A 24808-nucleotide genomic window follows, 5' to 3' on the forward strand; every position below is an offset into this window, starting at 1 on the left:
ATTAAAAAGTAACGTTAACACCAAAATTATAAGTTGCATATAAAGGATATACGCTGGCATCAATGCCCATGTTGCCTACGCCGCCGCCAACTTCGGGTGTAAAGCCTTTATAGCCGAAGAAGTTGAGCGCGTTTTGCGCGTTGGCATACAGACGTACTTTGGAAAGCCCCCATTTTTTTGACAATACAGAGGGTAACGTATAGCCCAGCTGCGCGTTTCTCATCCTGAAATATGCGCCGCTTTCAACATAAAAAGAGTTTGGTGCAGCGTTGGCCGTTGAGCCCACGTTTACCGATGGATAGGTATTTGAAGTACCCGGCCCATGCCAGCGATGGTCATAAAAATCTTTGGTGAAGTTTTCGTTACCAAAACGGTATGCAATGTTGGCATTGTACACACTTACATCGGCCACGCCCTGGAAATCTAAAGCCAGGTCGAAACTTTTGTAGGTGAATGAGGTGTTAATACCATAGTTGTATTTAGGCAGCGGGCTTCCTAATACTACACGGTCGCGGCTGTCAAGTATGCCGTCTTTATTAGTATCCTGGTAAATAAAGTCGCCTGGCTGCGCACTGGTTTGCTTTGATGCAGCTACTTCGGCGGCTGTCTGGAAAATGCCGGTAACCTTGTACCCGTAAAACTCGCCAATAGGCTGGCCTACCACGGTACGGGTTGCCAGGGCGCCGTTAGCTATGCCGGCACCGCCATCATAAATAGGGTTGGCACCGCTTAGTACTTTTGTTACAACATTGTTATTGATGCCAACGTTGGCACTTACACTGTATGAGAAATCTTGGGTAGCCTTGTCTTTCCAGGTCAGGATGACTTCGACACCGCGGTTGCGGATAGTTGCCTGGTTGCCAATAAGGCTGCTGTTGTTTGTTCCTAAAGAACCGGCAATTGGTATGGCAAATATGGCATCCAGGGTATTGCGGTTGTAATAGTCGGCCTCAAATGATAGTTTGTTATCCAGGAAACCACCTTCGATACCAAAATCAGTTGATTCTGATACTTCCCATCGTATAGTTGGCGGCACCAGTGTATTGATACTTGCGCCAGGATATGCCACCTGTGGATTACCAAACAAAGCGGTTAAATATGGGTCTGATGAAACAACCAGTTGAGACGGATTGCTTGGGACACCTGAGTTACCGTTACGGCCCCAGCTGCCGCGCAGTTTTAAATTACTGAACACCTTTTGGTCTTTCATGAATTCTTCGTTGGTGATAACCCAACCGGCACCTATCGAAGGATAATATCCGTAGGTATGATCGCCATAAAACTGAGAAGCGCCATCACGACGAATTGATGCGTTCAATAAGTACTTATCTTTAAACGAGTAATTGATACGCGCAAACTGCGAAAGCGTGCGGTTGTGTATCTGTGAACCTGGCGTAGGGAAATAAGTTACCGCTGCAGTATCAGGAAATGATGTATGCAGGTTACCGCTGCTTGCATATGGCACATTTTGAGCATGTGCATCCATTTGCCTTTGGCGGTTGTTTTGAGCGCTATAACCCAATAACGCGGTTAACTTATGATCTTTTATTTTAACATCATAGGTCAATGTATTTTCCCAAATCCAGTTACGGGTTTCGGTATGGTTTACATCAAGATTTGATACCGTACTTTTTTGCGCAAAAGTAGCCTGGTAAATGGGGGTGTACCCTCTCGCTTCGGCCTGCCCTATATCGCCGCCAAAACTTGTCCGGAATTTAAGGTTTTTAACGATATTTGCCTCACCAAATACGTTGTATGTAAAGCGTAGGTTTTTCGATTTTTGATTGAAGTAGTCAAGCGTAACCTGTGGGTTATAGTTGTTGCCATCACCGGTATGGTAGTCGTTAGGGTCGCCATAGTTACCATCGCTGTATCGAACAGGCAAAGTAGGCGCGGCCCCAAATAGCTGATGAAAAATACCGCCGTTAACATCTTTTGATTTGCCAACCAAACCATTTGCTGTAAACCCTATTTTCAGGGCTTTGGTAAGCTTAAAATCATTTGACAAATGCACGGTAATACGCTGATAATTGTTGGTTTTAGCAATACCATCCTGGTCAAGGTAGCCAAATGAATAGTTGTAAGTATACTTGTCTGTACCACCGCTTAAAGAAACTTCGTGGTTGGTTACAAAAGCATCGCGTAATACCTGGCCATACCAGTCTGTACCTTTTCCGTAGCTTGCCGGATTGCTGAAGATAAGCGGTGTGATATTGTTGGATGTATAAAGCTCATTAATAGCCGTGGCATATTCAGTAGCGTTGGCCATTTTTACCTGGTTGGTAACAGATTGCCAGCCTGCATAACCATTATAGTTAATAACCGGTTTGCCTTTTGCACCTCTTTTGGTACTTATCAATACTACACCGTTGGCAGCACGCACACCAAAAATTGAGGTGCTTGATGCATCCTTAAGTATGCTAAAGCTCTCAATATCCTGCGGATTTAAAAAGCTGATATCGCTGTACCAAACTCCATCTACAACAAATAACGGGCTTACATTGCCATATACAGTACCTAAACCGCGGATAGTGATGGATGGCGAAGCGCCAGGCGAGCCGCCGTTTGTAACCTGTACACCGGCGACTTTACCTTGCAGGCCGCTAAGCGCGTTGGTTGATGCCTGCTTGGCAATTTCTGATCCTTTAACTGTAGCAACAGAACCTGTTACATCCAATTTGCGCTGGGTGCCGTAACCAATTACAACCACTTGTTGTAAATCATTGGCTTTGGCCTGTAAGCGAACATCTATTGTGGTTTGTGTGCCTATGGTGACAGCTGCTGTTGCATATCCTATATAAGTGAATGTTAAAGCAGCAGTTGAGGCCGCGCTAATAGTGTAAGTGCCATTAACGTCGGTTTGGGTGCCTGTGGTTGTTCCCTTTACCTGCACCGATACACCTATCAGGCTTTCGCCGGTGGTGGCATCGGTAACTTTTCCTTTAACTGTAACGTTTTGTGCAAACGCGGCGTCTATGGAAAAAAGGAACAATAGCATCAACCCTGAAATAGTAAAAATTCTTTTCATAGTGGTTAATAAATAAAAACGGATTAGAAATAATTGGTTTATTAGTTTACAAAGCTGTGCAGATAATACAGTTTAATCAAAAAAATTAACTCTACATTAATACATCAACCTCAACATACTTTCTCAAAGTTTGTGTGGTATTATTTTATTTATTTGATATTCAGTATAATACGGGTGATGGGGGCATAGCCAACATACTACAATTGACTCGCGTGGCTAATAGGTTTTATAAGTACCTATGAGAGGTAATGATGTAGTATTATAGCTCGATGAGAAACTCCACCAGGTTTTTATCATGCTCCAGGTTGAGCTTTTTACGCAGGCGGTAGCGCCTTATTTCCACGCCGCGTAGGGAGATATTTAAAAGCGACGCCATCTCTTTACTGCTCATGTTCATGCGCAGATAAGCGCAAAGTTTAAGGTCGTTTGGAACCAGATCGGGGTGGTCTGATTTTAATTTTTTGAAAAAGTTTTCATGTGCTTCATTAAAACTTTTTTCAAATATGTTCCAGTCGCGCTCATCATTCATGCCTTCGTCTATAACTTTTTGGATACGCCGCAACTGGTCGTCGGCCAGTTTTTTGCCCGAACTATCTTTAAGGTGCAGTATTTCTTCGCTGATTTTTTGCAGCAATTCGTTTTTGTAAACCAGGTTCATGGCCGAGTTGGCCAGCTCGCGGCTTTTGCCGGCAAGGTCGGCTTGCAGTTGCTCATTTTTTATGCTGATGATATGCTGCTCGTTCGCAATGGCCTCCTGTTTTAAAAACTCTTCCTTTTCCCGCTGTAGTTTATCGTGAAGGTGTAACTGGTGGCGTTTTAGTTTCAGGCGGTAATAGTACCTCACCAGGTAATAAAACAGTACCAGCAACAGGGCATAAAACAGCATAGCCGGTTTGCCGGCATACCATGGCGGCAGAATAATGAAAGTTAATGAAGTAATTGACGATACATTTTGATCGTTTATTTTAGCGCGTACCTTAAAATGGTAGGCGCCCTGGTCGAGGTTGGTAAACTCCTTTTGGCTTTGTTGCGTCCAATCGCTCCATTGGCGCGAGTACCCTTCCAGGTAATACTGGAATTTTATTTTGGCTTGTTTATAATAAGGCAGCGAATAGGAAATACGAATGTTGTTTTGAGCATAAGGTATTTCAATATCATTAATCCCGGTGCCGTCTTCGCTTATGGCATAAACTTTATCGGTAATATTCTCAACCTGGCGAATGAGCACTTGCGGGATGCTGATCTTGTTGGGGAGTAAGGCATCCTCATCATTGAGGATCACAAAACCATCATCAATACTGATAAGGTAGGTAGAGTTGTTTATACGGTTAATAGTTTCATAATGCTGCACCATTTGCCCGTTAAGGACGCTAAACCGGTTGGTGTCGATACTGAGCTTGCCCGGCACCGAAAAATCGGCTAGTGCTACACGCCCCTGGTTTATAAACCAATATTTTTTGCCAATGGCCTTAATAATTTTGCTTGATGTGGCGAAGGTGCCCAGTTTTTTATTGAGCTGGGCATATTTAAAAAATCGGTCGGTAATATCGTCATAAACATAGAAGCCCGAATCGGAAGTAAACACCACCCGGTTATCAAGGTCAAATACGTTTACGTTATAACTTCCGGGTAAGCCATACCTGTTATCATAGTAAATTTTGGAGGTAACCTTTTTCAAATCGGGGCTGAGTGTTACCTTATAAATGCCCTTATAGGCATGGCTAATCCAGATTTGGCCCTTGCTGTCCTGCTCTACAAAGCGCGAGGGTTCGCCAAAACCTTCAACCTTATGGTCAAACATCCAATTGCCGGCAACATCTTTTTTAAAAAGTACCAGCCCCGTATAGTTCCCCTGGATAAGTTTATCCGCTCCAAATTTTTTGGTCGTCCAGCCACCGGTAATAGTGGATATTTTGGTTATGGTGCTGCCGTTTACCTGGTAAGTACCATCATTATGGCCGCAAAGCAGCCGGCCATCCTGCAGTGTAAGTTCCCAAACCTGGCCCTGCGAGCCGGGGATGAGTTTAAAATCAAACGACTGGAAAAGTTTGTTGTTGTTTTCGGGAATCCAATCGCTATAAAAAAGGCCCTGGTTGGTGCCAAGGTAAATCTTATTATCAAAAATAATACTTGAGTAAACTGTGCCAAACCTGCCCGTTTTGTCAAAGTAAAAGTATAGCGGAGAGTTTACCTCAATCCGGTCGATGCCGTTATCTAAACCTGCCCACAGGTTTTGCTCAGTATCGGTATATAAACTTAAAACGGTATTGTTTTGCAGGCCGCTTGCTTTGTTAATGTGTTGAATGAGGTTGCCGGCGGTATCAATAACCACTATGCCATTTAGTATGGTGCCATAAGCCACATATTTGCCGGCTATCAGTGCGCCGTTGTTAAGCTGGTAAGTTTTTAAAAAGTCGTTGGCCTGGTTTGCCCAGGGTTTTATGGTTTGCCCATCATAAATAAACAAACCATTTTGGGCTGTGCCAATGATGTATTTGTTGTTTTGGAAGGGCAGAATAGACAGCACGCCGCTCGGTCCTAATATATTGCTGCCGGGTACATAAGTCAGCTTTTTATTCCTAAGCTCGAACAGCCCAACAGATACCTGTTCGATAAAAAAGCGTTTACCCGCCTTAAACATAAACAGGTAAGGATTTGGCGTTTTTATTACATCAATTGTCCCTTTGGAATAAATGTATATCGACCCAAACGATTGGAAAATGACGCGCTCTCCATCTATATAGATTTTCCAGATCTCTTCATTTATGGGTTTATACTTTGCCGGAACAAGGCTTACCAGCGAATTGTATTTTAACACCCCTTTATTGTCGTCGGCCCAGTAGCCAAATTCGCCATAGGCGCCCACATAAATTTTGCCTTTACCATCGGCCGATACCGAACGAACAATCAGGCCGTTGGGCATGTGGTGCTGCTGCCAGTATTTTCCATCAAAAGCAAGCAGGCCTTCGGCATTGCCAAAGTACATAATGCCATGCTCATCGCGCGTAACGCTCCAGTTTTGGTTACCCGACTGGTACATGGCTTTGGTGTAATTTTGTACATAAGGAACACCTATGCTTTTGATATCCACCGCATGTACATGCAGAGGAGTAGTACAAAACAACAGGAAAACAATCAGTAACGATTTACGCATGGGTTATTAAAAATGGCATCGGTATGCAAAACAAACCAATTTTACGAAATTAAGGGTTGAGTTGCAGAAATAAAAAAGCCTACCGGTTGGGGTAGGCTTTTTATTATTGATCTGCCAGTTGCAGATTATTTCTTTTATTGGTATTTACCGGCTGCGGTACTTTTACATAATAGCCTGTACCGTCATAAACCCTTTTGCGTGGATGGCTTTGACAGGCTTCGCTGCAGCAGCCTTCCATTTTGGTGCCGCACTCGTCGCACTGGGTAAAATGCTCGTTGCACTCGGGGTTGGCGCAGTTAATCATTTTTGGGGTGGTTTTGCCACAGTTACGGCAGGTTGATATTACCACCGGGTTTACACTGTTTACATCAACAGAAAGGCGGTTGTCAAATACATAACATTTACCCTCAAAATCCTGGCCGCCGGCTTCTTTGCCATATTTAATAATGCCGCCGTGCAGCTGGTATACTTCAGGAAAACCTTCATGCAGTAACAGGGCCGACGCTTTTTCGCATTTGATGCCGCCGGTGCAATAAGTCAGGATCTTTTTATCTTTGTATTTGGCCAGTTCGTTAATCATGGCCGGGAAATCCCTGAAATTTTCGATATCAAGCGTCACCGCGTTTTTGAATTTGCCTAACGAATGTTCGTAATTTGACCGTACATCCAAAACAACCACGTCATCACGATCTTTCATTGCCATAAATTCTTTTGGCTCCAGGTGCTTGCCCGTTTTTTGCTGCGGGTTGATGACGTTAGGATCGCGCAGGCCCGAGTAAACAATTTCGGCTTTGTAGCGGCAATGCATTTTTACAAATGACGGCTCGGTAACTTCATCAACCTTAAAATCGATACCAGCAAAACGCTCATCGGCATGTAGAGTATCCATATAGGTTTTACAAGCTTCGGCGGTGCCCGATACGGTGCCATTAAGCCCTTCCTCGGCCACAATAATACGGCCGGTTAACCCCAGGCTTTTGCAAAATTTTAAATGATCGGCAGCAAATTGCTCCGCATCGGCTATTGTTGAATAACAATAGTACAGTAGTGTATTATATATTGCCATAATCCATTGATACTGCTGTAAACAGTGTTAAATGAGGTGCAAAGATAAGGTTTTTGGTGAATAGTTGATTGGGTGAGTGGTTGATTGAGTTGGAATAGGCTGATTGGTGAGTTATAAATAATTTTTAACCACTCTCTTAATCAACTCAATCAACCACTCACCAACTTATCTTATCCCATAAAAGATCCTGAAACCCTGGATGTATTTTTTGTTGCCCATGTAGGATATACCATAATCAACCCTGAAAATGAGCCGCTGTACGCCAAAATAAAATTCAGTGTAATCGCGATTGGCTTTGGTAGTAAGGTAGTTGGCGCCGATGATCTCTTCCAGCTTGGCTTTCCTGAGCAAGGGGATCTTATCGAAAATTGAACCGGCAAAATTGTGCTGGAAGTGGGCTTCAAGGAAAGCGCCGTTGGTACTGTAGGTATAAAAAGGCAAAAAGTGAAAGCTACCTACATAAGTAGGATCGAAGGTAGTTCCCTGGTTACCTAAAAAGTGGTTGTAATCCATGTAATACAGGGTTTTATCATTAAAGAAACCACCTGCAGTTAATTTAAAAGATGAAAAGCCTGTGAGCCCTACGCGTATCTTATACTGCGATACATCAACAGATGTAAAATCATAATTAACATTGGAGCCTAATAAATTATTTATACCCTTGCGGTAGTTTAACGTTAAAGTAGGATATTTTGATGGCAGGTTAAACTTACCGGTTGGCCTGGTTACATACTCCTGATCAAACGTGAAAGTGGCCGAAGTCGCAAAGGTTAAAGCCTGGTTTTCTGGAAATAAAAAGGAATGATCATCTGCGGGCGTACCCGGTGGGGCCAAAGGATTATTTGATGTAAAATCCCTGTTTTTAACATCTTTTATATGTGAGTACGATGTATTGTAAAGCTGGCTGCGGCTGGCGTATGATAAACTGCCCGATAGTAATACGCCATTGGTCACTTCTCGTTGGTAGCCAAACAAACCGTAATGGGTGCGGTAATATTTTACATAGTTATTCTCGCTCAGCAAGGTGCTTAAGGTATTGAAGTAGAGCGACCGTGTCCCTACGTTATTCAGGTCAAGCACATCGCTGCCAAAGCTGGTAAAGAATTTAGCGTTATGGAACGGGTCATTTTTATAGTCGGCATAAATGTTGGCGCTAAAAACTTTGTTTGAAAAGCCATAGCGCAGGGCGGGCGTTATACTAAATGAATGGAAATCGTCGAATTTTTTGGTATACCTAACCTTGGCGTTTATGCCAAAGCCTTCAACGGTATTGTAATAAAATGTTTGTATAAACGGGTATACCCACAGCGAGTCTTTATTATTGCGGCTGCTTGCGTAGTATCCAAATATCAAATAACCAGGGTAGTTAATATGGTTTTTGGTGTGTTGCAATGTATCCAGGTATTGTTTGGTTTGCTTATAACCGGCTATGCTATCTTTTTTCTGGTAATCCCGCGCTTCCCTTGGTGTTAACGGAACAGGCCGTACTGTTGCCCAGTATTCGGCATTTTTAGCATTTGCAACGGTATCCACCTTTAGCACTTCGCCGGTAAAGAAGTGATCCGGAAAAGAGGGGTTAATTTTATAGTTGTTGTATATCGCCTCATAATAGCCGCCAAACTTAAAACCAAACACCTGCCCTTTAAAATTATATTGTACAGCCGATGGCATCCAAACACTATCGGTTATAGCTACATATTGCTGGGTAATTTTTAAGGTATCTACCAGGTTAAGACTATTTACGTCTTTAGTCAGGTACAAATCGGCACTGTACAATCGCCAGTCGCCATCTACGATATAAATATCGCCCTGGAAATACTGGCCGTGGGCACGACGCGGAATAACCTGGATTTTATTTATCACCCGGCCATTTTCGTTAGATACACCAAGTAACTTATACCTGTAAAAGGTTAAAGCGTTGGATGCCAGTGGCGATACAAAGCCACGGGTGCTTAAGCCATTGATGCTGAATACGTTTTTATAAAAGTTTACTTGTAAATCAGATGCTTTATTGTAGCTGAAAGCGGTGTTTATACCTGATATTCTGTTGGCAATGGTAACTTCCCTGATTTTATCGGGCGATTGAAAGTTATAGTTGGATAGTGATTCCTGCTGATAAAGAATACCGCGGCCCATCGAATCAAGATCGAGCGTGCGGATAACCTCTTTTGATAATAATGATTTTGGCGCGCTCAATAGTTTTTGAACCCCTTTAATGTAAACCGCGCAGGAATATGAAGTAGCTTCATCCAGGTAATACTTTCGTTTTTTGATAACCTGTTTCATGATGGTATCGGCAGCATCGTGATTTTTGCGGTATATGGCAGCTACCCGTTCGGTACCAAAAACCTCATCGTCTAATTGTACATTTAGGGTTTCGCCGTGATCGGCTATGGTAACGCTAATCGTCTTTTCGTTAAACCCAACGAAACGGTAAGTTAAATTATAATTGCCGGGAGCAAGCTTAAACTCATATAATCCGTTTTCGTTGGCTGTGGTGCCATAGGTAGAGTTGCGGATATACACCGATGTAAAAGGAATTACTTCGCTTTTAGAATTGGTGATTTTGCCCGACAAAACATATTGCTGCGCCGAAGCGGCAACGGCACATAAAACGGTAAAAATCAATAGTAAGGTTCTTTTCATGGTCTATCAGTAATTAAATACTATCAACCGCCTAAATGTTTGATTTGACACTTAATAAATAATTAATAAGCGCAGTTGTCCTGCCAAATGCCTGTTATTGCTTAATTTTGCAGCCTTTAACCATCAACTACTATGTACAATACATTACAACCGGTTTTACAGCAGGAATTGGAAGCTATTGAAAATGCAGGCTTATATAAAAAGGAACGGATTATTACATCGCCGCAGGGGGCGGATATTACTGTACAGGGTGGGCAGGAAGTAATAAACTTTTGTGCCAACAATTATCTTGGTTTATCCGGTAACGCTAAAGTTATCCAGGCGGCTAAGGATGCAATGGATACACATGGTTATGGGTTATCATCTGTGCGGTTTATTTGCGGCACACAGGATATTCATAAAGAACTTGAAAAAAAGATAGCCGAATTTTTAGGCACCGAAGATACCATCTTGTATGCCGCGGCGTTTGACGCCAACGGCGGTGTTTTTGAGCCATTGTTTAATGAGCAGGATGCTATAATATCCGATGAATTGAACCATGCTTCTATTATCGATGGCGTTCGCCTTTGCAAGGCCCAGCGTCAGCGTTATAAACATGATGACATGGCCGACCTGGAAGAAAAGCTGAAAGCCACCGAAAGCTGCCGTCATCGCATTATTGTAACTGATGGCGCATTCAGCATGGATGGTACCATTGCGCAGCTTGATAAAATTTGTGCCTTAGCCGAACAATATAACGCTTTGGTAATGATTGATGAGAGCCATTGCAGCGGTTTTATGGGCAAAACCGGCCGTGGTACCCATGAGCACCACAATGTAATGGGTAAGATTGATATAATTACCGGCACATTAGGCAAAGCTTTGGGTGGTGCATCCGGCGGTTTTACATCTGGCCGTAAAGAGATTATTGATATGTTGCGTCAACGCTCGCGCCCATACCTGTTTTCAAACACATTGGCACCTGCAATAACTGGTGCTTCTATAGCAGTTTTGAATATGTTGAGCGAAACTACCCAACTGCGTGATAAGCTGGAAACCAACACGCAATACTTCCGCCAAAAAATGACCGAAGCAGGGTTTGATATTAAACCAGGCGTTCACCCCATAGTTCCTGTTATGCTTTACGAAGCTAAACTGGCCCAGGAATTTGCCGCCAGAATGCTGGAAGAGGGCATTTATGTGATAGGCTTTTATTACCCGGTAGTTCCGCAAGGCAAGGCACGTATCCGGGTGCAAATCTCGGCCGCGCATGATATGCACCATTTGGATAAGGCTATTGCGGCGTTTACCAAAGTGGGTAAGGAATTGGGAGTGATTAAATAATTTCGGTAATTTGTATTCTTCTAAAAATCGGCGATGACAGAAAAAATAATGATTACTATTAGTAAAGAAACTCATGCCAAACTTAAAGCAGAGGCCAAGAGAAGAAATATAACTCTAAAGAAATTAGGCGAAGAGTATTTTAATTTACTGATAGCTAAAATACAAGCTGAAGAAGAAAGTTTAATAAATACACTATAATGCAAAATAAAATAGACCAATACGCCGCCGAAATCAAAGCCTTTGCTTCTGCCAAGGCCGATGAACTGGAGGCGTTCCGCATAAAATTTTTAGGTACCAAGGGAATTATCAAAGATCTTTTTGAGGAATTTAAAACCGTTGGCCCCGAAGAAAAACGCACTTTTGGTAAAGTACTAAACGAGTTCAAAAAAATGGCTGAAGCCAGATACAATGAGCTAAAGGAAAGTCAAGACTCACGACTCACAACTCACAACTCGCAACTTGATCTTACTTTGCCTGGCGATGGCTTTACAGTTGGGTCACGTCATCCATTGTCGTTAGTACGTAATGAGATCATTGACATTTTTAAACGCCTTGGTTTCGTAGTTGCCGAAGGCCCGGAGATTGAAGACGACTGGCATAACTTTTCGGCGTTAAACTTTCCCGAAGAACACCCAGCGCGCGATATGCAGGACACCTTCTTTATTAAAAAGAACAATGGTAAAGATGATATTGCTTTACGCACGCATACCTCATCGGTACAGGTGAGGATGATGGAGCATGGCAAGCCGCCTTTCCGTGCGATTATGCCGGGCCGTGTTTACCGTAATGAGGCAATATCTGCCCGTGCCCATTGCTTTTTTCACCAGGTAGAGGGTTTATATGTTGATGAAAACGTATCCTTTGCCGATTTAAAGCAAACGCTGTATCACTTTGTCCAGGAGCTTTATGGCGAGGGTACCCAGGTAAGGTTCCGGCCATCGTACTTCCCGTTTACCGAGCCGTCTGCCGAGATGGATATATCTTGTACCATATGTAAAGGATCAGGCTGTAATATGTGTAAATACAGTGGCTGGGTCGAGATTTTAGGCTGCGGTATGGTCGACCCTAACGTTTTGGAAAACTGCGGTATTGATAGCAAGAAATTTACCGGTTTTGCGTTTGGTATGGGTATGGAACGAATTGCCAACCTCAAATATGTTATCCGCGACCTGCGGTTATTTTCAGAAAACGATGTGCGCTTTCTGAAACAGTTCACTACAGAGATGCTATGAGAAAACTGCTGGCGATAGCGCTCATCGGCTTGTGCTGTTTTTCATGTGGCAAAGCAACAGACAATATACCCAGTGTACCGGTAAACTTTTCGGCACCCATAAATGATCCGCGCCTGGCTCCGCTTACCAGTGGTGGCGGTGTGGTTTTTATAAGTGGTTATGGTGTTGCGGGGTTAATTATTTACCGCACCGGATCTGGCCAATACGTAGCTTATGACCGTTGCAGCAGCTATCAGCCCGAAAAAAAATGCGCGGTTACGCTTGATGCTTCCGGCTTCTCGGTAACCGACCCCTGCAGTGGCTCAAAGTTTTCATTGACCGATGGTACGCCGGTAAAAGCGCCGGCTACCAAATCATTAAGGGTATATAGTGTGAGTGTCTATAATTTTCAGATATTTGTATCCAATTGATACATGGAAGCCGATAAAATTAAAGACAGCATAAAGCGGGCCGCGCAGGACTTATTCCGCAAATTCGGTTACCATAAAACCAGTGTTAACGAAATAGCCAAAAAAGCGAGGATAGCAAAAGCCACTATCTACAAATACTTTGATAGTAAAGAGGCCGTATTGCATATTTTGCTGATGGATTATATTAAAGCCAGTGTTGATGACCTGGTGCAGAGTAACACCCCCGATATGGACGAAGAGGCCCACCTCAATAACCTTATCATGAAAACCTGCCGCCTGTCATATACTGTTTGCAACGAATTTATTGGCTGGGATTTTATCCGCGAATCAACCAACTCCCAGGATTTTTTAAAAAACCTGAGTAACGAGCTAGAAGAAATGCTGATGGCATCATTTATCCAGCTGCCCGGTATCCGCAAGCATGAAACTTATCATCAACGCTTACGCTTCCTGATCAAATGCAGCAAAAGCATTGTATTCAGCTTTGCGTTTACCTCGGTAAGCGATTCGGATGTGCGTAAAAACTTTGTTTCGTTTCAAAAAGAGATATTACCTTATTTGGTAAAGGCGGCTATTACTGTGTAGGTTGGCCTATTTCAAATTTATCGTCATCGATCCGCTTTCTTCAACATCCCAGATGGTTGATTCATCAACATTGATTGCATTTAAATTTAAAAAACTATCCGCTTGCTGTAAATAATGATCGTTGGTGTCGCCAAGTCGGGGTATTGCTATTATCTGGGGATCAATGTTGATCCTGCGGATCCTGTCTGTAAGTAACAGCAACGTGGTTTTTGAATAGGTGGACGATACGTCTTGGGCTATTTCTCCATTTTGATCAAACAAAAAGTAGTCTGTCATTAAAATCGAAAAGAATTGCTTGTCGCGTTTATCATAATAAAATACTTCAGTGAATTTTACCGGGGATTGCTGGAGGCCGGTTATTAGCCAATTATATATTTGTTCCTGGGTGGTCATCCTTTAAAGGTACTTAAATAATAATAAAAGTATTTTTTATAATATACTTTGAAATGCAAAGTTCTTTTCTTTAATTTGTTTTCAGAAACAAAGGCCAAGTGAAAGGTCTCTCTTTTTACACTTTAACTTTTAAATACAAAGTACTTTAGCAAAACGAAATGATGGAAGAACCTAAACAACGCGGAATAATGGACTGGCTCAAGGAGTCGGTTACAGCTAAATTACTTTTTATTGGGGTGCTGATTATTGTATTGCTCATCCCTTCGTCGCTGATTAATAACCTGATAAGTGAGCGGGCGCAGCGGCAGGACGAGATGATAAGCGATGTATCAGACAAATGGTCGGGCGAGCAGTTGGTAACCGGGCCGGTATTGGTTATTCCTTACAGAAAGCATATCCAAAAAATGGATACATCCAATAAGGTAACCACGCAAGATGTTATGGAAAACCTTTATATCCTGCCCGATAATTTAAATATTAAAGCAGGTCTTAATACACAGATATTGCATAGGGGCATTTTTGATGTAGCAGTTTATAACTCGCTTGTTAAAGTATCCGGAAACTTTTCAAAGGCCAGCCTGGCCGGTCTTTCTTTAACCGCAGATCAGCTTATGCTGAATAAGGCACACCTTATTTTTAGCATTACCGATTTAAAAGGTCTAAAAAATAATCCGGTGATTAAAGCAGCCGGCCAAACCTTAACAGTCGAGCCTGTATTTAATAGCACTTTGTTACCGGGCGATGGTCTGCAAACAGCCATCGATTTATCGGGAACAAAAGATGGTGAATTCACCTTTGATTATGAGTTGGATATGAAGGGGAGCCAGGAACTGAGCTTTTTGCACCTGGGAAAAACTACCGATGTGGAAGCCAAGGGCAGCTGGGCCAGCCCAAGCTTTGACGGCCGTTATTTGCCCGACGAACGCACGGTAGATAGCGGCGGTTTTAAATCGCACTGGAAAATGTTGTATTATAACCGGCCGTTCCCACAGCAGTGGGTTGACGACACCGGGCTGCTAAACAACGAGAAAAAGCAAGCCGATGCTACTTTCGGAATTAAACTTCGCTTACCGGTTGATCAGTATCAAAAAACCACCCGCACCAGCAAGTATGCCATTTTAATTGTGCTGCTTACTTTTATCTCCCTGTTTTTAACCGAGGTTATCCGCAAGCAAAGCATTCACATTTTTAACTATGTTTTGATAGCTGCGGCCATGATCATTTACTACCTGCTGTTGCTGTCTTTCTCAGAGCAAATTGGTTTTAACTTTGCTTACCTTGTGGCATCTGTTGCAACCATCGGCCTTGTTGCAACATTCATAGCCTCTATATTAAAAAACAGGATGGCGGCGGTATTATTTGCTTTTATCCTATCGGTATTTTACACGTTTATTTTCGTGATCATCCAGTTGGAAGACCTGGCGCTGATGGTAGGGAGTATAGCTCTGTTCCTGATAGTTGGCATCCTTATGTATTTTTCAAGGAAAATCAACTGGGATAAACATTAAACAAACCTAAACTCTATGTATACCTAAACCTTATCACATTTAGAATCAAAAGGTACCTATATCAATACCATGAAATCAAATGCTCTTTCTTACAGCTTTAAAATATGGGTAACCGCTCTGTTGATTGCGCCTGCCATAAACCAGATTATGGTCGACTTAAAAAAATGGCGTTATCATGGAGGTATTAGCGGATATATTTCTATTTCAGATCAATTAGCCGCCTATTTTTTCTGTGTTTTTATAGCAGGCATCTTTTCTGTGGTTACATGGCTCTTGTTGCTCGCGGTTATTTATATAGCCATCGGGCTTTTCCCGCTAAAAGTTTACCCTAAATATATCGCTATGGGAACGGGAATATTACTAACTATCGGAACGTTTCAATTTGTGTTCGGGTGGCTTTTCCATGCAAAAAATGATTTTGATTACTTCATGATGTTTACATGCCTTTGCATCGCTTCAGGAGCCTATTTCTATGAGTTAAAAATGGGAGATGATACGGGAAGTATCACCATTTGATAATATTATACCATATACTACTTTGGTATATGGTATAATATTTACTATGTTTGCATAGTAAATTTAAAATTATGAGCCGCGAACTAACAGATTTTTCAAAACAGGTAGACGAGCAGTTCGATATTGAGTTTAATCCGTTAACAGATATTGTAAGCTATTTAATGGGTTTATTTCTTTAATGTTGCTGTTGCTTTTTTCGTCTTGATTCTTGATTCTAACTTCTTGATTCTGATTGTTACCTTTGCAGCCTGATGAATAAAGTTGCAAAACAGAAGTTTTTTGAAGACGTTCGGATAATTGATATTGCCGAAGAAGGAAAAGGCGTGGGCAAAACCGACGACTTTGTGCTTTTTGTTGATAAAGCCATCCCCGGCGATATTGTAGATGTACAGGTTTACAAAAGCAAAAAGAATTTTGGCGAAGGCAAAATTTTTAACCTGAAACAGGCATCAGAATACCGTACCACGCCATTCTGCGAGCACTTTGGTACCTGCGGCGGCTGCAAATGGCAGCACATGACCTATGGGGCCCAACTTAAATTCAAACAAAAATCTGTTGCTGATGCCCTTGGCCGGATAGCCAAAATTGACGTAGATGGCATCATGGATATCATCCCATCGCCCGCCGACCGTTACTACCGTAACAAGCTGGAATATACCTTTAGCGATAAACGCTGGTTGTACGATGGCGAAAACAAAGAAGATGAAGAGCTGAACATGAACGCCCTTGGCTTTCATATCCCCGGCCGGTTTGATAAAATTTTGGATGTAAAGCACTGCTACCTGCAGGCCGAACCATCGAATGACTTGCGCAACAGCATCCGCGATTTTGTGATTGAGCAGGGGTATTCATTTTATAACCTGCGTAATCATGTAGGCACGTTGCGTAACCTTATTGTGCGCACATCGTCAACCGGGGAGATCATGGTTATAGTAGTGTTTGCCTACGTTGAGCCGGAAGAAGTTGATAAGCTGATGAACTTTATTGATGCCGGTTTCCCTGAAATCACATCTTTATTATATATCGTTAACCAAAAAAAGAACGATACTATTTTCGACCAGGATGTGATAGCCTTTAAAGGCCCCGAATACATTCATGAAGAAATGAACGGGATTAAATTTCGTATCGGCCCTAAGTCGTTCTACCAAACCAATAGCATCCAGGCCCTGCGCCTTTACGAAATAACCCGCGATTTTGCAGGCTTTACCGGTAACGAGCTGGTTTATGACCTGTACACCGGAGCAGGCACCATAGCCAATTTTATAGCAGGCAGTGTAAAGGAAGTTGTTGGGGTAGAGTATGTACCAACAGCCATTGAAGATGCAAAAATAAACTCGGCTATTAACAACATCACCAATACCAAATTTTACGCGGGGGATATGAAGGATGTTTTGGTAGCCGGTTTTGTAGCTGAGCATGGCAAGCCCGATGTGATCATCACCGACCCGCCGCGTGCCGGTATGCACCCGGATGTGGTTGCCCGCCTGATGGAAATTGAAGCGCCTAAAATTGTTTATGTAAGCTGTAATGCCGCTACCCAAGCCCGCGATTTGCTTGTACTTAAAGAAAAATACGACACTGTGAAAATACAACCGGTAGATATGTTTCCGCATACACAGCATGTGGAAAATGTGGTGTTGCTGGTGTTGAGGGGGTAAGTATGGAGATCAGAAAGAGGAATGGTGGATTTTCCAGCTCTGTCTCTTTTCTTTCTTAGAATGTCCCGATTATGGTTTAGAATTTATTTTTTTAGAGTTTAGAATTTTCCCATTAGAGTTTAGAATTTATTTTTTAGAGTTTTTCAACGTATGCAACCCGAAGATCTGTTAAATCAGGATAACGATAATCAGCCGCAACCGGCCAAAAACAGTCCGTTGTTGAGCCTGGAGCGCGATCTTAAATTTTTTAAGGATTCTATCCATGAGGTAGCCATCGAGATCATGATGGAAGGGCTATCATCATACCCTATTTTTATTGCCCACCAGCATGAGCTTAAATTGGGCGAATTGATACTGGACAGGCACGATTTGAATTCGGACTGGAGCATTCATGCCTCGACACTTGAAGAGTTTACCGAACGTGGCGTAATTAAACCGGAATTGAAAGAACGGTTCATCAGCAGTTATAAAAATCCCGACGAATATATGTGCGTGTTTGTGGTAGTGCCCGAGGGAGCAAACTTTGTTTATGTGCCCTATAAAAAATAGATTGTTGGAGTGTTTGAGGTTATAAAGTTGAAAAGTTACTTTGCTAAACATTTAAGTGTCTGGAAGAAATACAAAAGCGCGAGGAATGCGCGATTCCTTCCTTGGGGAAGGGGGAGGTAGGGGTTAATCAGGCGTTCAAGCGGTGCAGTCCCATCGCTCACATAAACCCCTCCCCGCCTTTGCGCTCCACGCCAGCCGCACCCCTCCCGTTGGGAGGGGACTAAAATCTTCCGAACATCTTTGCTAAACGTTGAAACGTACTTGTATATTTACAGCATTACAACAAAACAATGTCTGAAAAGAAACTCCTGATATTAAACCGGCAGCAGATACAGCAAAAGCTTGACCGTATGGCCTACCAGATACTGGAAGATAATTTTGATGAGGAAGAAATTCTGATAGCCGGTATTTTGCCCCGCGGCAACCACATAGCCCAGCGTTTGAAAACCATTTTGGATAACATAGCGCCATTTACCAGCAAGCTATTGTCTATCGAGCTGGATAAACAAAGCAGCAGCCTGCAGGCCAATATCGATTTTGAAGTAAATGACTGCAGTAACAAGGTAGTTATACTGGTTGATGATGTGTTAAACAGCGGCAAAACCCTGGCCTATGGCTTCGGTGTATTCCTGGATGTACCGCTTAAAAAACTTCGTACCGCTGTTTTGATTGACCGTAACCATAAAAGCTTCCCCGTAACTACCGATTTTGCAGGTATGGCCTTATCAACAGTAATCAAAGAACACGTAGATGTTGTGATGAATGAAGAGGGTGAAGAAGACGCGGTTTATTTAAGATAGGCCGGCAAAATTTAATGTGCTTACACAAAGCGTTTTCGTTTGTTAGTTGCTGCTCAATTCTTCCTGGGGTACTACAATTTCACCGCTATCTGAAATATTGAGCCCTCCCCCGGCGAAATCTTTCTCGCTTAACGCCCTGATCCTGGTAGCCGCACTATTTAAGGTATCGCGCATAAGACCGCCATCATGCGTTTGTCTGAACGAAATGATATTACCTTTTAAAAACTCGCCCCTTTTGTTAACGTATACTTTCAATAAAGGTGCAAAGCCGCAAACGCCGGCAACACTCACGCTGCGGTAAGTGCAAAAATTGCCCAGGCTGTAGGCGATAAGCCTGTTTTTATACACCTCCATGGCGCGGTTAACATGCGGGCCGTTGCCAAAAATGAGATCGGCGCCGGCATCAATAGCGTTGTGGGCAAAGGCGTATACATCGCCACGCTTTTCATTAATATAACTTTCCATTTTACGGGGCACGTGCTCATAATTAACACCCTCGCCGCCGCCATGAAAAGATACGATGACCACGTCACATCGTTGCTTTAACTCGCTAATGATGCCGGCTGCGCCCTTTAAATCAAGTATAGGAACCGTGTTGGCATTGGGTGCAAATGAGCAAAAGCCGTATTTTATGCCATTTACCTCAAAAACTGTTGATGGCTTTATCAGCAGCCCCGCATAATTAATACCAAGGCTATCCAATGTTTTGGTGGTGCTGTTGCGGCCCTTAATATCAAAATCGCTGATATGGTTGTTGGCCAGGCTAAGTACGTTAAATCCGGCACTCTTTAAAACCGAAGCATATTTTGTAGGCATCCTGAACAGGAAGGCTTTGCTTTTTTGATGCAGTTTGTAATGCGCCGGATCGCCCGAATCTAACAGCGATCCTTCAAGGTTACCAAATATCACATCGGCACCTTGCAGGTCGGGTTTTACGGCGTTGAAGCTATTTATGGCGCTATCTGGTGGCAGGGTGGTGTTATTGGGGTATGAAGTGCCAAGCATAATATCGCCAACGGCAGCAATACAAAGCGAGTCGGGAGTAATGATGGGGACGGGCTTTGGCGGCTCGGCCTTTTGGGTAGCTGCTTTTTTTTGCTTTACTATAAAATGTTTTTGCAACGGTGTTTGGCAAGCCGGTAAAAGAATAACCAGGCACGTTATAACAGGCAGCAGGTAAGGTTTGGTATAAAAAAAAAGTCCCTTCATGTTTATGACGGGACTAAATTAAGTATTTTATTGAATTTCTTTAGTTGGTATTATCGTCGTCGGAATTTGTTGCAACATTGCTATTGGTTAGCTGATCTTTAAATGATGCCAGCAAGCGGCCGCCTTTATAAAAGTAGCGGCTGTAATAATTATCATCAAGGCTGCTGATAGCTACTCCTCTTGATGAGGCATGGGCAAACTTTCCATCGCCCAGGTAGATGCCTACATGCGAAATACGGCGGCTGTGAATTTTAAAGAAAACGAGGTCGCCCTCTTTTAACTCATCCTTACCAACAGGGTTAACCATGCTGAAAATATCGCGTGAACTTCTTTTAATATCCAGGTTGAAAACTTCGCTGTATAACTCTTTGGTGAATGCCGAGCAATCGATGCCTTTTCTTGATTCTCCGCCAAAATGGTAAGGGGTACCAATCCAGTCATAAACAAAATGAAAAAGTTTCATGTTTGAGGTTGCAGATAACGCTACACCCATAATTTGGGATAAGTAAGTTTTCGCTAAACCTTCCTGTTCGTCGGTTTTATCCTCGGTAACAGTTGGAGTGGTTTTTGTTTGTGCTTGCGAAGCTAAAACAATGAACATTAGGGCAATAGCCAGGGCAAATTTCTTCATTTAATCCGTTAAAATTGTTGTTAGGGCCAACAAGTTGTTTATTAAATCAGACACTTTGTCTATCGTTGAATACAAAACTATCCATATTTTTTAAATTTGCAAATAAAACGCACTTTTTTTTCAAAAAATATAAATATAGCTTCTATACTAAAAATCTTTTTAACATAAAGCTATTCCTATTACGAAGGATCAATATATATGGTTACCATTTTTGTGCATCAATAACTTTTTATCCAAAAATTTAGGGTAAAAAAAATCCCAAAAACAAGACAATCGCGGTTTTTGAACGGCTCAAACACAGAAAGTTAGCAAAAACACTTTGGCGAAAATTAAAAACGGCCTTATAAAGTTTGGCAAATGGAACAAAATGCTGCCGATATTGCTTACCAAATGCACGCTATGAGAAATAAAAAATAAAACTGCATAACATTTGGCTCCGGTTTCGATAATTTAAAGGATATAATTAGATTTGCGCTTTACTCCAAGAAATTGACTGTTTAAATACATGAGTTCAATCGAAATAACTAAGGACACTTACCTGATGTGGTACGAACAAATGCTGTTGATGCGTAAGTTCGAAGAAAAGACAGGACAACTATACGGGCAACAAAAAATCAGGGGCTTTTGCCACCTGTACATTGGGCAGGAGGCCGTACTGGCCGGTGCCATGTCTGTAATGAAACAGGAAGACAGCATGATAACCGCATACCGCGATCACGCCCATGCTTTGGCCAAGGGTGTAACTCCCAAAGCTATCATGGCCGAAATGTATGGTAAAGCTACCGGATGCTCAAAAGGTAAAGGCGGCTCAATGCACATGTTTGATAAAAGCAAACACTTTTACGGCGGCCATGGTATAGTAGGCGGCCAGGTGCCATTGGGTGCAGGTGTTGCGTTTGCCGAAAAATATAAAGGTACCGAGTTTGTAAACATCACTTACATGGGCGATGGTGCTGTACGCCAGGGAGCGCTTACCGAAACTTTTAATATGGCCGCGCTTTGGAAATTACCTGTAATTTTTATTTGCGAAAATAATGGTTACGCCATGGGTACCTCTGTTGAGCGTACTACCATCCAAACTGATATTTATAAATTAGGCTTGCCTTACGGTATTCCTTCATCGGCTGTTGATGGCATGGATCCAGCTGCTGTACACGTTGCTATGGACGAAGCTATTTCACGTGCCCGCGCAGGTGAAGGCCCAACCTTTTTAGAGATGCGTACTTACCGCTTTAAAGGTCACTCCATGTCCGATCCGCAGAAATATCGTACTAAAGAGGAATTGGAAAGCTACAAGGCAAAAGATCCGATTGAAATGACTAAACAAACGATTGTTGAAAAGCAGTATGCCGACGATAAATGGTTTGAAGAGATTGATGCCAAAATTAAAGCTATTGTTGACGAAGCGGTTCAGTTTGCCGAAGAGTCGCCATGGCCTGAAGCATCTGAACTATATACCGACGTATACGTTCAGGAAGATTATCCATACATTAGAGATTAAATAAGTCGCAAGTCTTAAGTTCTAAGTATAAAGTTTTTTGACTTAGAACTAATGGCTTAAAAGGTTTTGAATAAATAGCAAGTCTTTAGCCATAAGTCTTAAGTTTTTTTGACTTAGAACTTAAGACTCCAGACTTAGGACTTAAAAAGTTATTACTAAAATTATAACACATATAAAAAGTATATGGCCGAAGTAGTTAAGATGCCTAAAATGAGCGATACCATGACCGAAGGGGTATTGGCTAAATGGCATAAAAAAGTTGGCGATAAAGTAAAATCAGGCGATGTATTGGCCGAGGTTGAAACTGATAAAGCTACCATGGATTTTGAATCGTACCAGGATGGCACCTTGTTGTTTATAGGTGTTGAAGAAGGTGCAGCCGTTCCGGTTGATGCGGTTATTGCCGTAATTGGTAAGGAAGGCGAAGATTACAAAACCGCGCTGGCAGATGGTGGTAGCAAACCTGCTGAAAAGAAAGAAGAGAAGGCGGCTGAACCGGCGCCTGTTGCCGATAAAAAACCTGCAGCCACAGCTGCGCCAAAGGTTGATCTATCAAGCATACCGGCTGCGGTTATACGTATGCCGCTTTTAAGTGATACGATGACAGAGGGTACCATTGAAAAATGGAACTTTAAAGTAGGGGATAAGGTAAAGGCTGATGATTCATTGGCTGATGTGGCAACCGATAAGGCTACCATGGAAGTTGTGGGTTACGAAGCCGGTACTTTATTATACATTGGTGTAAAAGAAGGCGAAGCAGTTGCTGTTAATGGCATTATTGCCATTGTTGGTAAAGAGGGAACTGATATTACGCCTTTATTACAGGCTGGCAATGATGCACCTGCACCTGCTGCGGAAGCTGCTCCTGAAGCCAAAACCGAAACTGCTGATGCCGCGCCTGCCTCTTCATCAACATCTGCTGATGACAGCCGCGTTAAGGCATCGCCACTTGCACGCAAAATAGCAAAAGATAAAGGTATCAACCTTAATGATGTAAAAGGCAGCGCAGAAGGCGGCCGTATTATTAAAAAAGATGTTGAAGAATATACACCAGCTGCCAAACCGGTTGCTGAGCCAACACTGGCTGCTGCTCCGGCATCGGCATCTGCTGCTCCGGCAAAAGCGCCTATAGTATTACCAACCTATACCGGCGAAGAGAAATTTACCGAAAGGGCAGTTACGCAAATGCGCAAGGCCATTAGCCGCCGCTTAAGCGAAAGCTTGTTTACCGCTCCGCATTTCTATGTAACCATGAGCATTGATATGGATCAGGCCATCGCAGCCCGTACCCGTATTAATGATGTTGCCCCGGTTAAAATATCGTTTAATGATTTTGTATTAAAAGCCTGTGCTGTTGCCTTAAAACAACACCCTGCGATTAATTCATCATTCCTGGGCGATAAAATCCGCACAAACGAGCATATTCATATTGGTGTTGCCGTTGCTGTTGATGAGGGCTTGTTGGTACCTGTTATCAAATTTGCCGATGGTAAATCATTAAGCCATATCTCGGTTGAGGTAAAAGACTTTGCAGGCAAAGCAAAATCTAAAAAATTACAACCTGCCGAAATGGAAGGCTCAACCTTCACCATATCAAATCTTGGTATGTTTGGTGTTGATGAGTTTACCGCTATTATTAACACACCAAACGCTTGTATTCTTGCTGTCAGCGGCATCCAGGCAGTTCCGGTTGTTAAAAACGGGGCTGTGGTACCAGGTAACGTAATGAAGGTTACCCTGAGTGCAGATCACCGTGTGGTTGATGGCGCTACGGCTGCAGCCTTCCTGCAAACGTTAAAATCGTTATTGGAAGAACCGGTTAGATTGCTGATATAATTTTGATTTCGGATTTCGGAATTTCGATTTCGGATTTAAATATAAGAGCGATGAGGGTTATACTTCATCGCTCTTTTTATATAGCTGCCGCGGGCTTCCAGCCCGTGCTAATCGTAGTGTCAGCTTCCAGCTGACGAAGCGAAGCCCTGTGCAATTGCTTTCAACTGTTGCACATGCCTGTAGGTATGGTAATTGGCTACTGCCGCCCATTCCAGCCGTGTCAGCAAACCTATTCCCGGAAATTCGGGTTCAAGGCAGGTACCCGTCAGGTCTTGATTTCGAATGATCTCTTTTAACGTATCAAAAATTGATACCAGTTCATTTGTCAGCAAGGTTTTATCATAGTCCTTGTCATCGGGTATTAACGAGGTTGCTGCGGCATATTTGGCTTCAAAATCTAAAAAAATCCCTTTTATGACGTCGACAAATTGATCGGGGCTGCGTGTCGTAACTTTTGCCGGGCCATTTAACGTTGCAACCGCGCCCTGTACCGAAAGTCGTAAATGCTCCAATTGTTGCGCCGGCGTCCATGACCCGGCCTGTGGCGCACGATTAAAATCTCCTGCTTTTACTAATGCTATAGCCTGCATCAATTCATCAACTGTCGATTCAAGCAAAATAGTTAAAGGTTTCGGTAAATTATTCTCTGTTGTTGTGATTGTTTGAGTATCCATAATACTGTATTAATTGATAATCAAATATCGGCAGGCACAATATTATCCGGCCGGGGCAATATGGACAATTTAAGGGCGATTTGCGACAG

At 42.7% G+C, this 24808-nt stretch carries 20 protein-coding genes; 12 read left to right on the plus strand and 8 right to left on the minus strand.

Annotation, left to right across the window (positions count from 1 at the left end; genetic code table 11):
• Position 1: 1 nt before the first annotated feature.
• The 4 genes from AC1DXF_RS25365 to AC1DXF_RS25380 all read right to left on the minus strand — a co-directional run bounded on the left by AC1DXF_RS25365 (position 2) and on the right by AC1DXF_RS25380 (position 9894).
• Entirely contained in the window at positions 2–3028 is a 3027-nt protein-coding gene (locus tag AC1DXF_RS25365) for a SusC/RagA family TonB-linked outer membrane protein (RefSeq protein ID WP_477451499.1), read from the minus strand.
• A gap of 259 nt (positions 3029–3287) precedes the next feature.
• The gene (locus tag AC1DXF_RS25370) at positions 3288–6182 is read right to left on the minus strand and encodes a ligand-binding sensor domain-containing protein (RefSeq protein ID WP_477451500.1); all 2895 of its coding nucleotides are present in this window, start codon (positions 6180–6182) and stop codon (positions 3288–3290) included.
• 103 nt (positions 6183–6285) lie between these two features.
• Complete coding sequence (gene trhO, locus AC1DXF_RS25375; protein ID WP_477451501.1) at positions 6286–7248, minus strand: oxygen-dependent tRNA uridine(34) hydroxylase TrhO; 963 nt, start codon at positions 7246–7248, stop codon at positions 6286–6288.
• Positions 7249–7413: 165 nt separating this feature from the next.
• Positions 7414–9894 carry a DUF5686 family protein gene (locus AC1DXF_RS25380; protein WP_477451502.1) on the minus strand — a complete coding sequence of 827 codons (2481 nt, stop codon included), beginning with the start codon at positions 9892–9894 and terminating at the stop codon, positions 7414–7416.
• 132 nt (positions 9895–10026) lie between these two features.
• Here AC1DXF_RS25380 and kbl point away from each other — a divergent pair, with 132 nt between their 5' ends.
• From kbl to AC1DXF_RS25405, 5 genes are read left to right on the plus strand one after another with little or no spacing between them, the layout of a single operon-like run.
• The gene (kbl, locus tag AC1DXF_RS25385) at positions 10027–11217 is read left to right on the plus strand and encodes a glycine C-acetyltransferase (protein ID WP_477451503.1); all 1191 of its coding nucleotides are present in this window, start codon (positions 10027–10029) and stop codon (positions 11215–11217) included.
• A gap of 33 nt (positions 11218–11250) precedes the next feature.
• The gene (locus AC1DXF_RS25390) at positions 11251–11415 is read left to right on the plus strand and encodes a hypothetical protein (RefSeq protein WP_477451504.1); all 165 of its coding nucleotides are present in this window, start codon (positions 11251–11253) and stop codon (positions 11413–11415) included.
• Positions 11415–12449 carry a phenylalanine--tRNA ligase subunit alpha gene (pheS, locus tag AC1DXF_RS25395; protein ID WP_477451505.1) on the plus strand — a complete coding sequence of 345 codons (1035 nt, stop codon included), beginning with the start codon at positions 11415–11417 and terminating at the stop codon, positions 12447–12449. Before AC1DXF_RS25390 ends, pheS begins: the two co-directional genes overlap by 1 nt.
• The gene (locus AC1DXF_RS25400) at positions 12446–12859 is read left to right on the plus strand and encodes a Rieske (2Fe-2S) protein (protein WP_477451506.1); all 414 of its coding nucleotides are present in this window, start codon (positions 12446–12448) and stop codon (positions 12857–12859) included. Before pheS ends, AC1DXF_RS25400 begins: the two co-directional genes overlap by 4 nt.
• Positions 12860–12862: 3 nt before the next feature.
• Positions 12863–13444, plus strand: a complete 582-nt coding sequence (locus AC1DXF_RS25405; protein ID WP_090652075.1) for a TetR/AcrR family transcriptional regulator — start codon at positions 12863–12865, stop codon at positions 13442–13444.
• 6 nt (positions 13445–13450) lie between these two features.
• Here AC1DXF_RS25405 and AC1DXF_RS25410 read toward each other — a convergent pair whose 3' ends face one another.
• Entirely contained in the window at positions 13451–13837 is a 387-nt protein-coding gene (locus AC1DXF_RS25410; RefSeq protein ID WP_477451507.1) for a hypothetical protein, read from the minus strand.
• A 158-nt stretch (positions 13838–13995) separates the two neighbouring features.
• Between AC1DXF_RS25410 and creD the strand changes: the two genes are divergently transcribed.
• The 5 genes from creD to AC1DXF_RS25435 all read left to right on the plus strand — a co-directional run bounded on the left by creD (position 13996) and on the right by AC1DXF_RS25435 (position 18868).
• Positions 13996–15345 carry a cell envelope integrity protein CreD gene (gene creD, locus AC1DXF_RS25415; protein WP_477451508.1) on the plus strand — a complete coding sequence of 450 codons (1350 nt, stop codon included), beginning with the start codon at positions 13996–13998 and terminating at the stop codon, positions 15343–15345.
• A gap of 69 nt (positions 15346–15414) precedes the next feature.
• Positions 15415–15861, plus strand: a complete 447-nt coding sequence (locus AC1DXF_RS25420; RefSeq protein WP_477451509.1) for a hypothetical protein — start codon at positions 15415–15417, stop codon at positions 15859–15861.
• A 251-nt stretch (positions 15862–16112) separates the two neighbouring features.
• Positions 16113–17519: a 23S rRNA (uracil(1939)-C(5))-methyltransferase RlmD gene (rlmD, locus tag AC1DXF_RS25425; RefSeq protein ID WP_477451510.1), complete on the plus strand. Its 1407-nt coding sequence runs from the start codon at positions 16113–16115 to the stop codon at positions 17517–17519.
• Between the two features lie 150 nt (positions 17520–17669).
• The gene (locus AC1DXF_RS25430; RefSeq protein WP_477451511.1) at positions 17670–18068 is read left to right on the plus strand and encodes a hypothetical protein; all 399 of its coding nucleotides are present in this window, start codon (positions 17670–17672) and stop codon (positions 18066–18068) included.
• Positions 18069–18358: 290 nt separating this feature from the next.
• A complete protein-coding gene (locus tag AC1DXF_RS25435; RefSeq protein ID WP_477451512.1) occupies positions 18359–18868 on the plus strand; it encodes a phosphoribosyltransferase family protein in 510 nt (169 codons plus the stop codon).
• Between the two features lie 42 nt (positions 18869–18910).
• On the opposite strand, the gene AC1DXF_RS25440 is transcribed toward AC1DXF_RS25435, so the two are convergent.
• Together AC1DXF_RS25440 and AC1DXF_RS25445 are read right to left on the minus strand one after the other, a co-directional pair.
• A complete protein-coding gene (locus tag AC1DXF_RS25440; protein ID WP_477451513.1) occupies positions 18911–20077 on the minus strand; it encodes a CapA family protein in 1167 nt (388 codons plus the stop codon).
• Positions 20078–20117: 40 nt separating this feature from the next.
• Positions 20118–20708, minus strand: coding sequence for a C40 family peptidase (locus AC1DXF_RS25445; RefSeq protein ID WP_477451514.1), 591 nt, complete (start codon positions 20706–20708; stop codon positions 20118–20120).
• A gap of 505 nt (positions 20709–21213) precedes the next feature.
• Between AC1DXF_RS25445 and pdhA the strand changes: the two genes are divergently transcribed.
• Positions 21214–22209 carry a pyruvate dehydrogenase (acetyl-transferring) E1 component subunit alpha gene (gene pdhA, locus AC1DXF_RS25450; protein ID WP_477451515.1) on the plus strand — a complete coding sequence of 332 codons (996 nt, stop codon included), beginning with the start codon at positions 21214–21216 and terminating at the stop codon, positions 22207–22209.
• Positions 22210–22392: 183 nt separating this feature from the next.
• Positions 22393–24045, plus strand: a complete 1653-nt coding sequence (locus AC1DXF_RS25455) for a 2-oxo acid dehydrogenase subunit E2 (RefSeq protein ID WP_477451516.1) — start codon at positions 22393–22395, stop codon at positions 24043–24045.
• Positions 24046–24164: 119 nt separating this feature from the next.
• Here AC1DXF_RS25455 and AC1DXF_RS25460 read toward each other — a convergent pair whose 3' ends face one another.
• Complete coding sequence (locus AC1DXF_RS25460; protein WP_477451517.1) at positions 24165–24719, minus strand: DinB family protein; 555 nt, start codon at positions 24717–24719, stop codon at positions 24165–24167.
• Positions 24720–24808 lie beyond the last annotated feature (89 nt).

This window comes from Mucilaginibacter sp. P2_A5, assembly GCF_056404995.1.

Bases quoted from the DNA above. Each gene is read 5' to 3' on its own strand.
- AC1DXF_RS25430 (WP_477451511.1), top strand. From the start codon at position 17,670: ATGCAACCCGAAGATCTGTTAAATCAGGATAACGATAATCAGCCGCAA.
- trhO (WP_477451501.1), bottom strand. From the start codon at position 7,248: ATGGCAATATATAATACACTACTGTACTATTGTTATTCAACAATAGCC.
- AC1DXF_RS25400 (WP_477451506.1), top strand. From the start codon at position 12,446: ATGAGAAAACTGCTGGCGATAGCGCTCATCGGCTTGTGCTGTTTTTCA.
- pdhA (WP_477451515.1), top strand. From the start codon at position 21,214: ATGAGTTCAATCGAAATAACTAAGGACACTTACCTGATGTGGTACGAA.
- AC1DXF_RS25380 (WP_477451502.1), bottom strand. From the start codon at position 9,894: ATGAAAAGAACCTTACTATTGATTTTTACCGTTTTATGTGCCGTTGCC.
- AC1DXF_RS25405 (WP_090652075.1), top strand. From the start codon at position 12,863: ATGGAAGCCGATAAAATTAAAGACAGCATAAAGCGGGCCGCGCAGGAC.
- AC1DXF_RS25460 (WP_477451517.1), bottom strand. From the start codon at position 24,719: ATGGATACTCAAACAATCACAACAACAGAGAATAATTTACCGAAACCT.
- AC1DXF_RS25365 (WP_477451499.1), bottom strand. From the start codon at position 3,028: ATGAAAAGAATTTTTACTATTTCAGGGTTGATGCTATTGTTCCTTTTT.
- AC1DXF_RS25410 (WP_477451507.1), bottom strand. From the start codon at position 13,837: ATGACCACCCAGGAACAAATATATAATTGGCTAATAACCGGCCTCCAG.
- AC1DXF_RS25445 (WP_477451514.1), bottom strand. From the start codon at position 20,708: ATGAAGAAATTTGCCCTGGCTATTGCCCTAATGTTCATTGTTTTAGCT.
- AC1DXF_RS25370 (WP_477451500.1), bottom strand. From the start codon at position 6,182: ATGCGTAAATCGTTACTGATTGTTTTCCTGTTGTTTTGTACTACTCCT.
- kbl (WP_477451503.1), top strand. From the start codon at position 10,027: ATGTACAATACATTACAACCGGTTTTACAGCAGGAATTGGAAGCTATT.
- AC1DXF_RS25455 (WP_477451516.1), top strand. From the start codon at position 22,393: ATGGCCGAAGTAGTTAAGATGCCTAAAATGAGCGATACCATGACCGAA.
- AC1DXF_RS25435 (WP_477451512.1), top strand. From the start codon at position 18,359: ATGTCTGAAAAGAAACTCCTGATATTAAACCGGCAGCAGATACAGCAA.
- AC1DXF_RS25420 (WP_477451509.1), top strand. From the start codon at position 15,415: ATGAAATCAAATGCTCTTTCTTACAGCTTTAAAATATGGGTAACCGCT.
- pheS (WP_477451505.1), top strand. From the start codon at position 11,415: ATGCAAAATAAAATAGACCAATACGCCGCCGAAATCAAAGCCTTTGCT.
- creD (WP_477451508.1), top strand. From the start codon at position 13,996: ATGATGGAAGAACCTAAACAACGCGGAATAATGGACTGGCTCAAGGAG.
- AC1DXF_RS25390 (WP_477451504.1), top strand. From the start codon at position 11,251: ATGACAGAAAAAATAATGATTACTATTAGTAAAGAAACTCATGCCAAA.
- rlmD (WP_477451510.1), top strand. From the start codon at position 16,113: ATGAATAAAGTTGCAAAACAGAAGTTTTTTGAAGACGTTCGGATAATT.
- AC1DXF_RS25440 (WP_477451513.1), bottom strand. From the start codon at position 20,077: ATGAAGGGACTTTTTTTTTATACCAAACCTTACCTGCTGCCTGTTATA.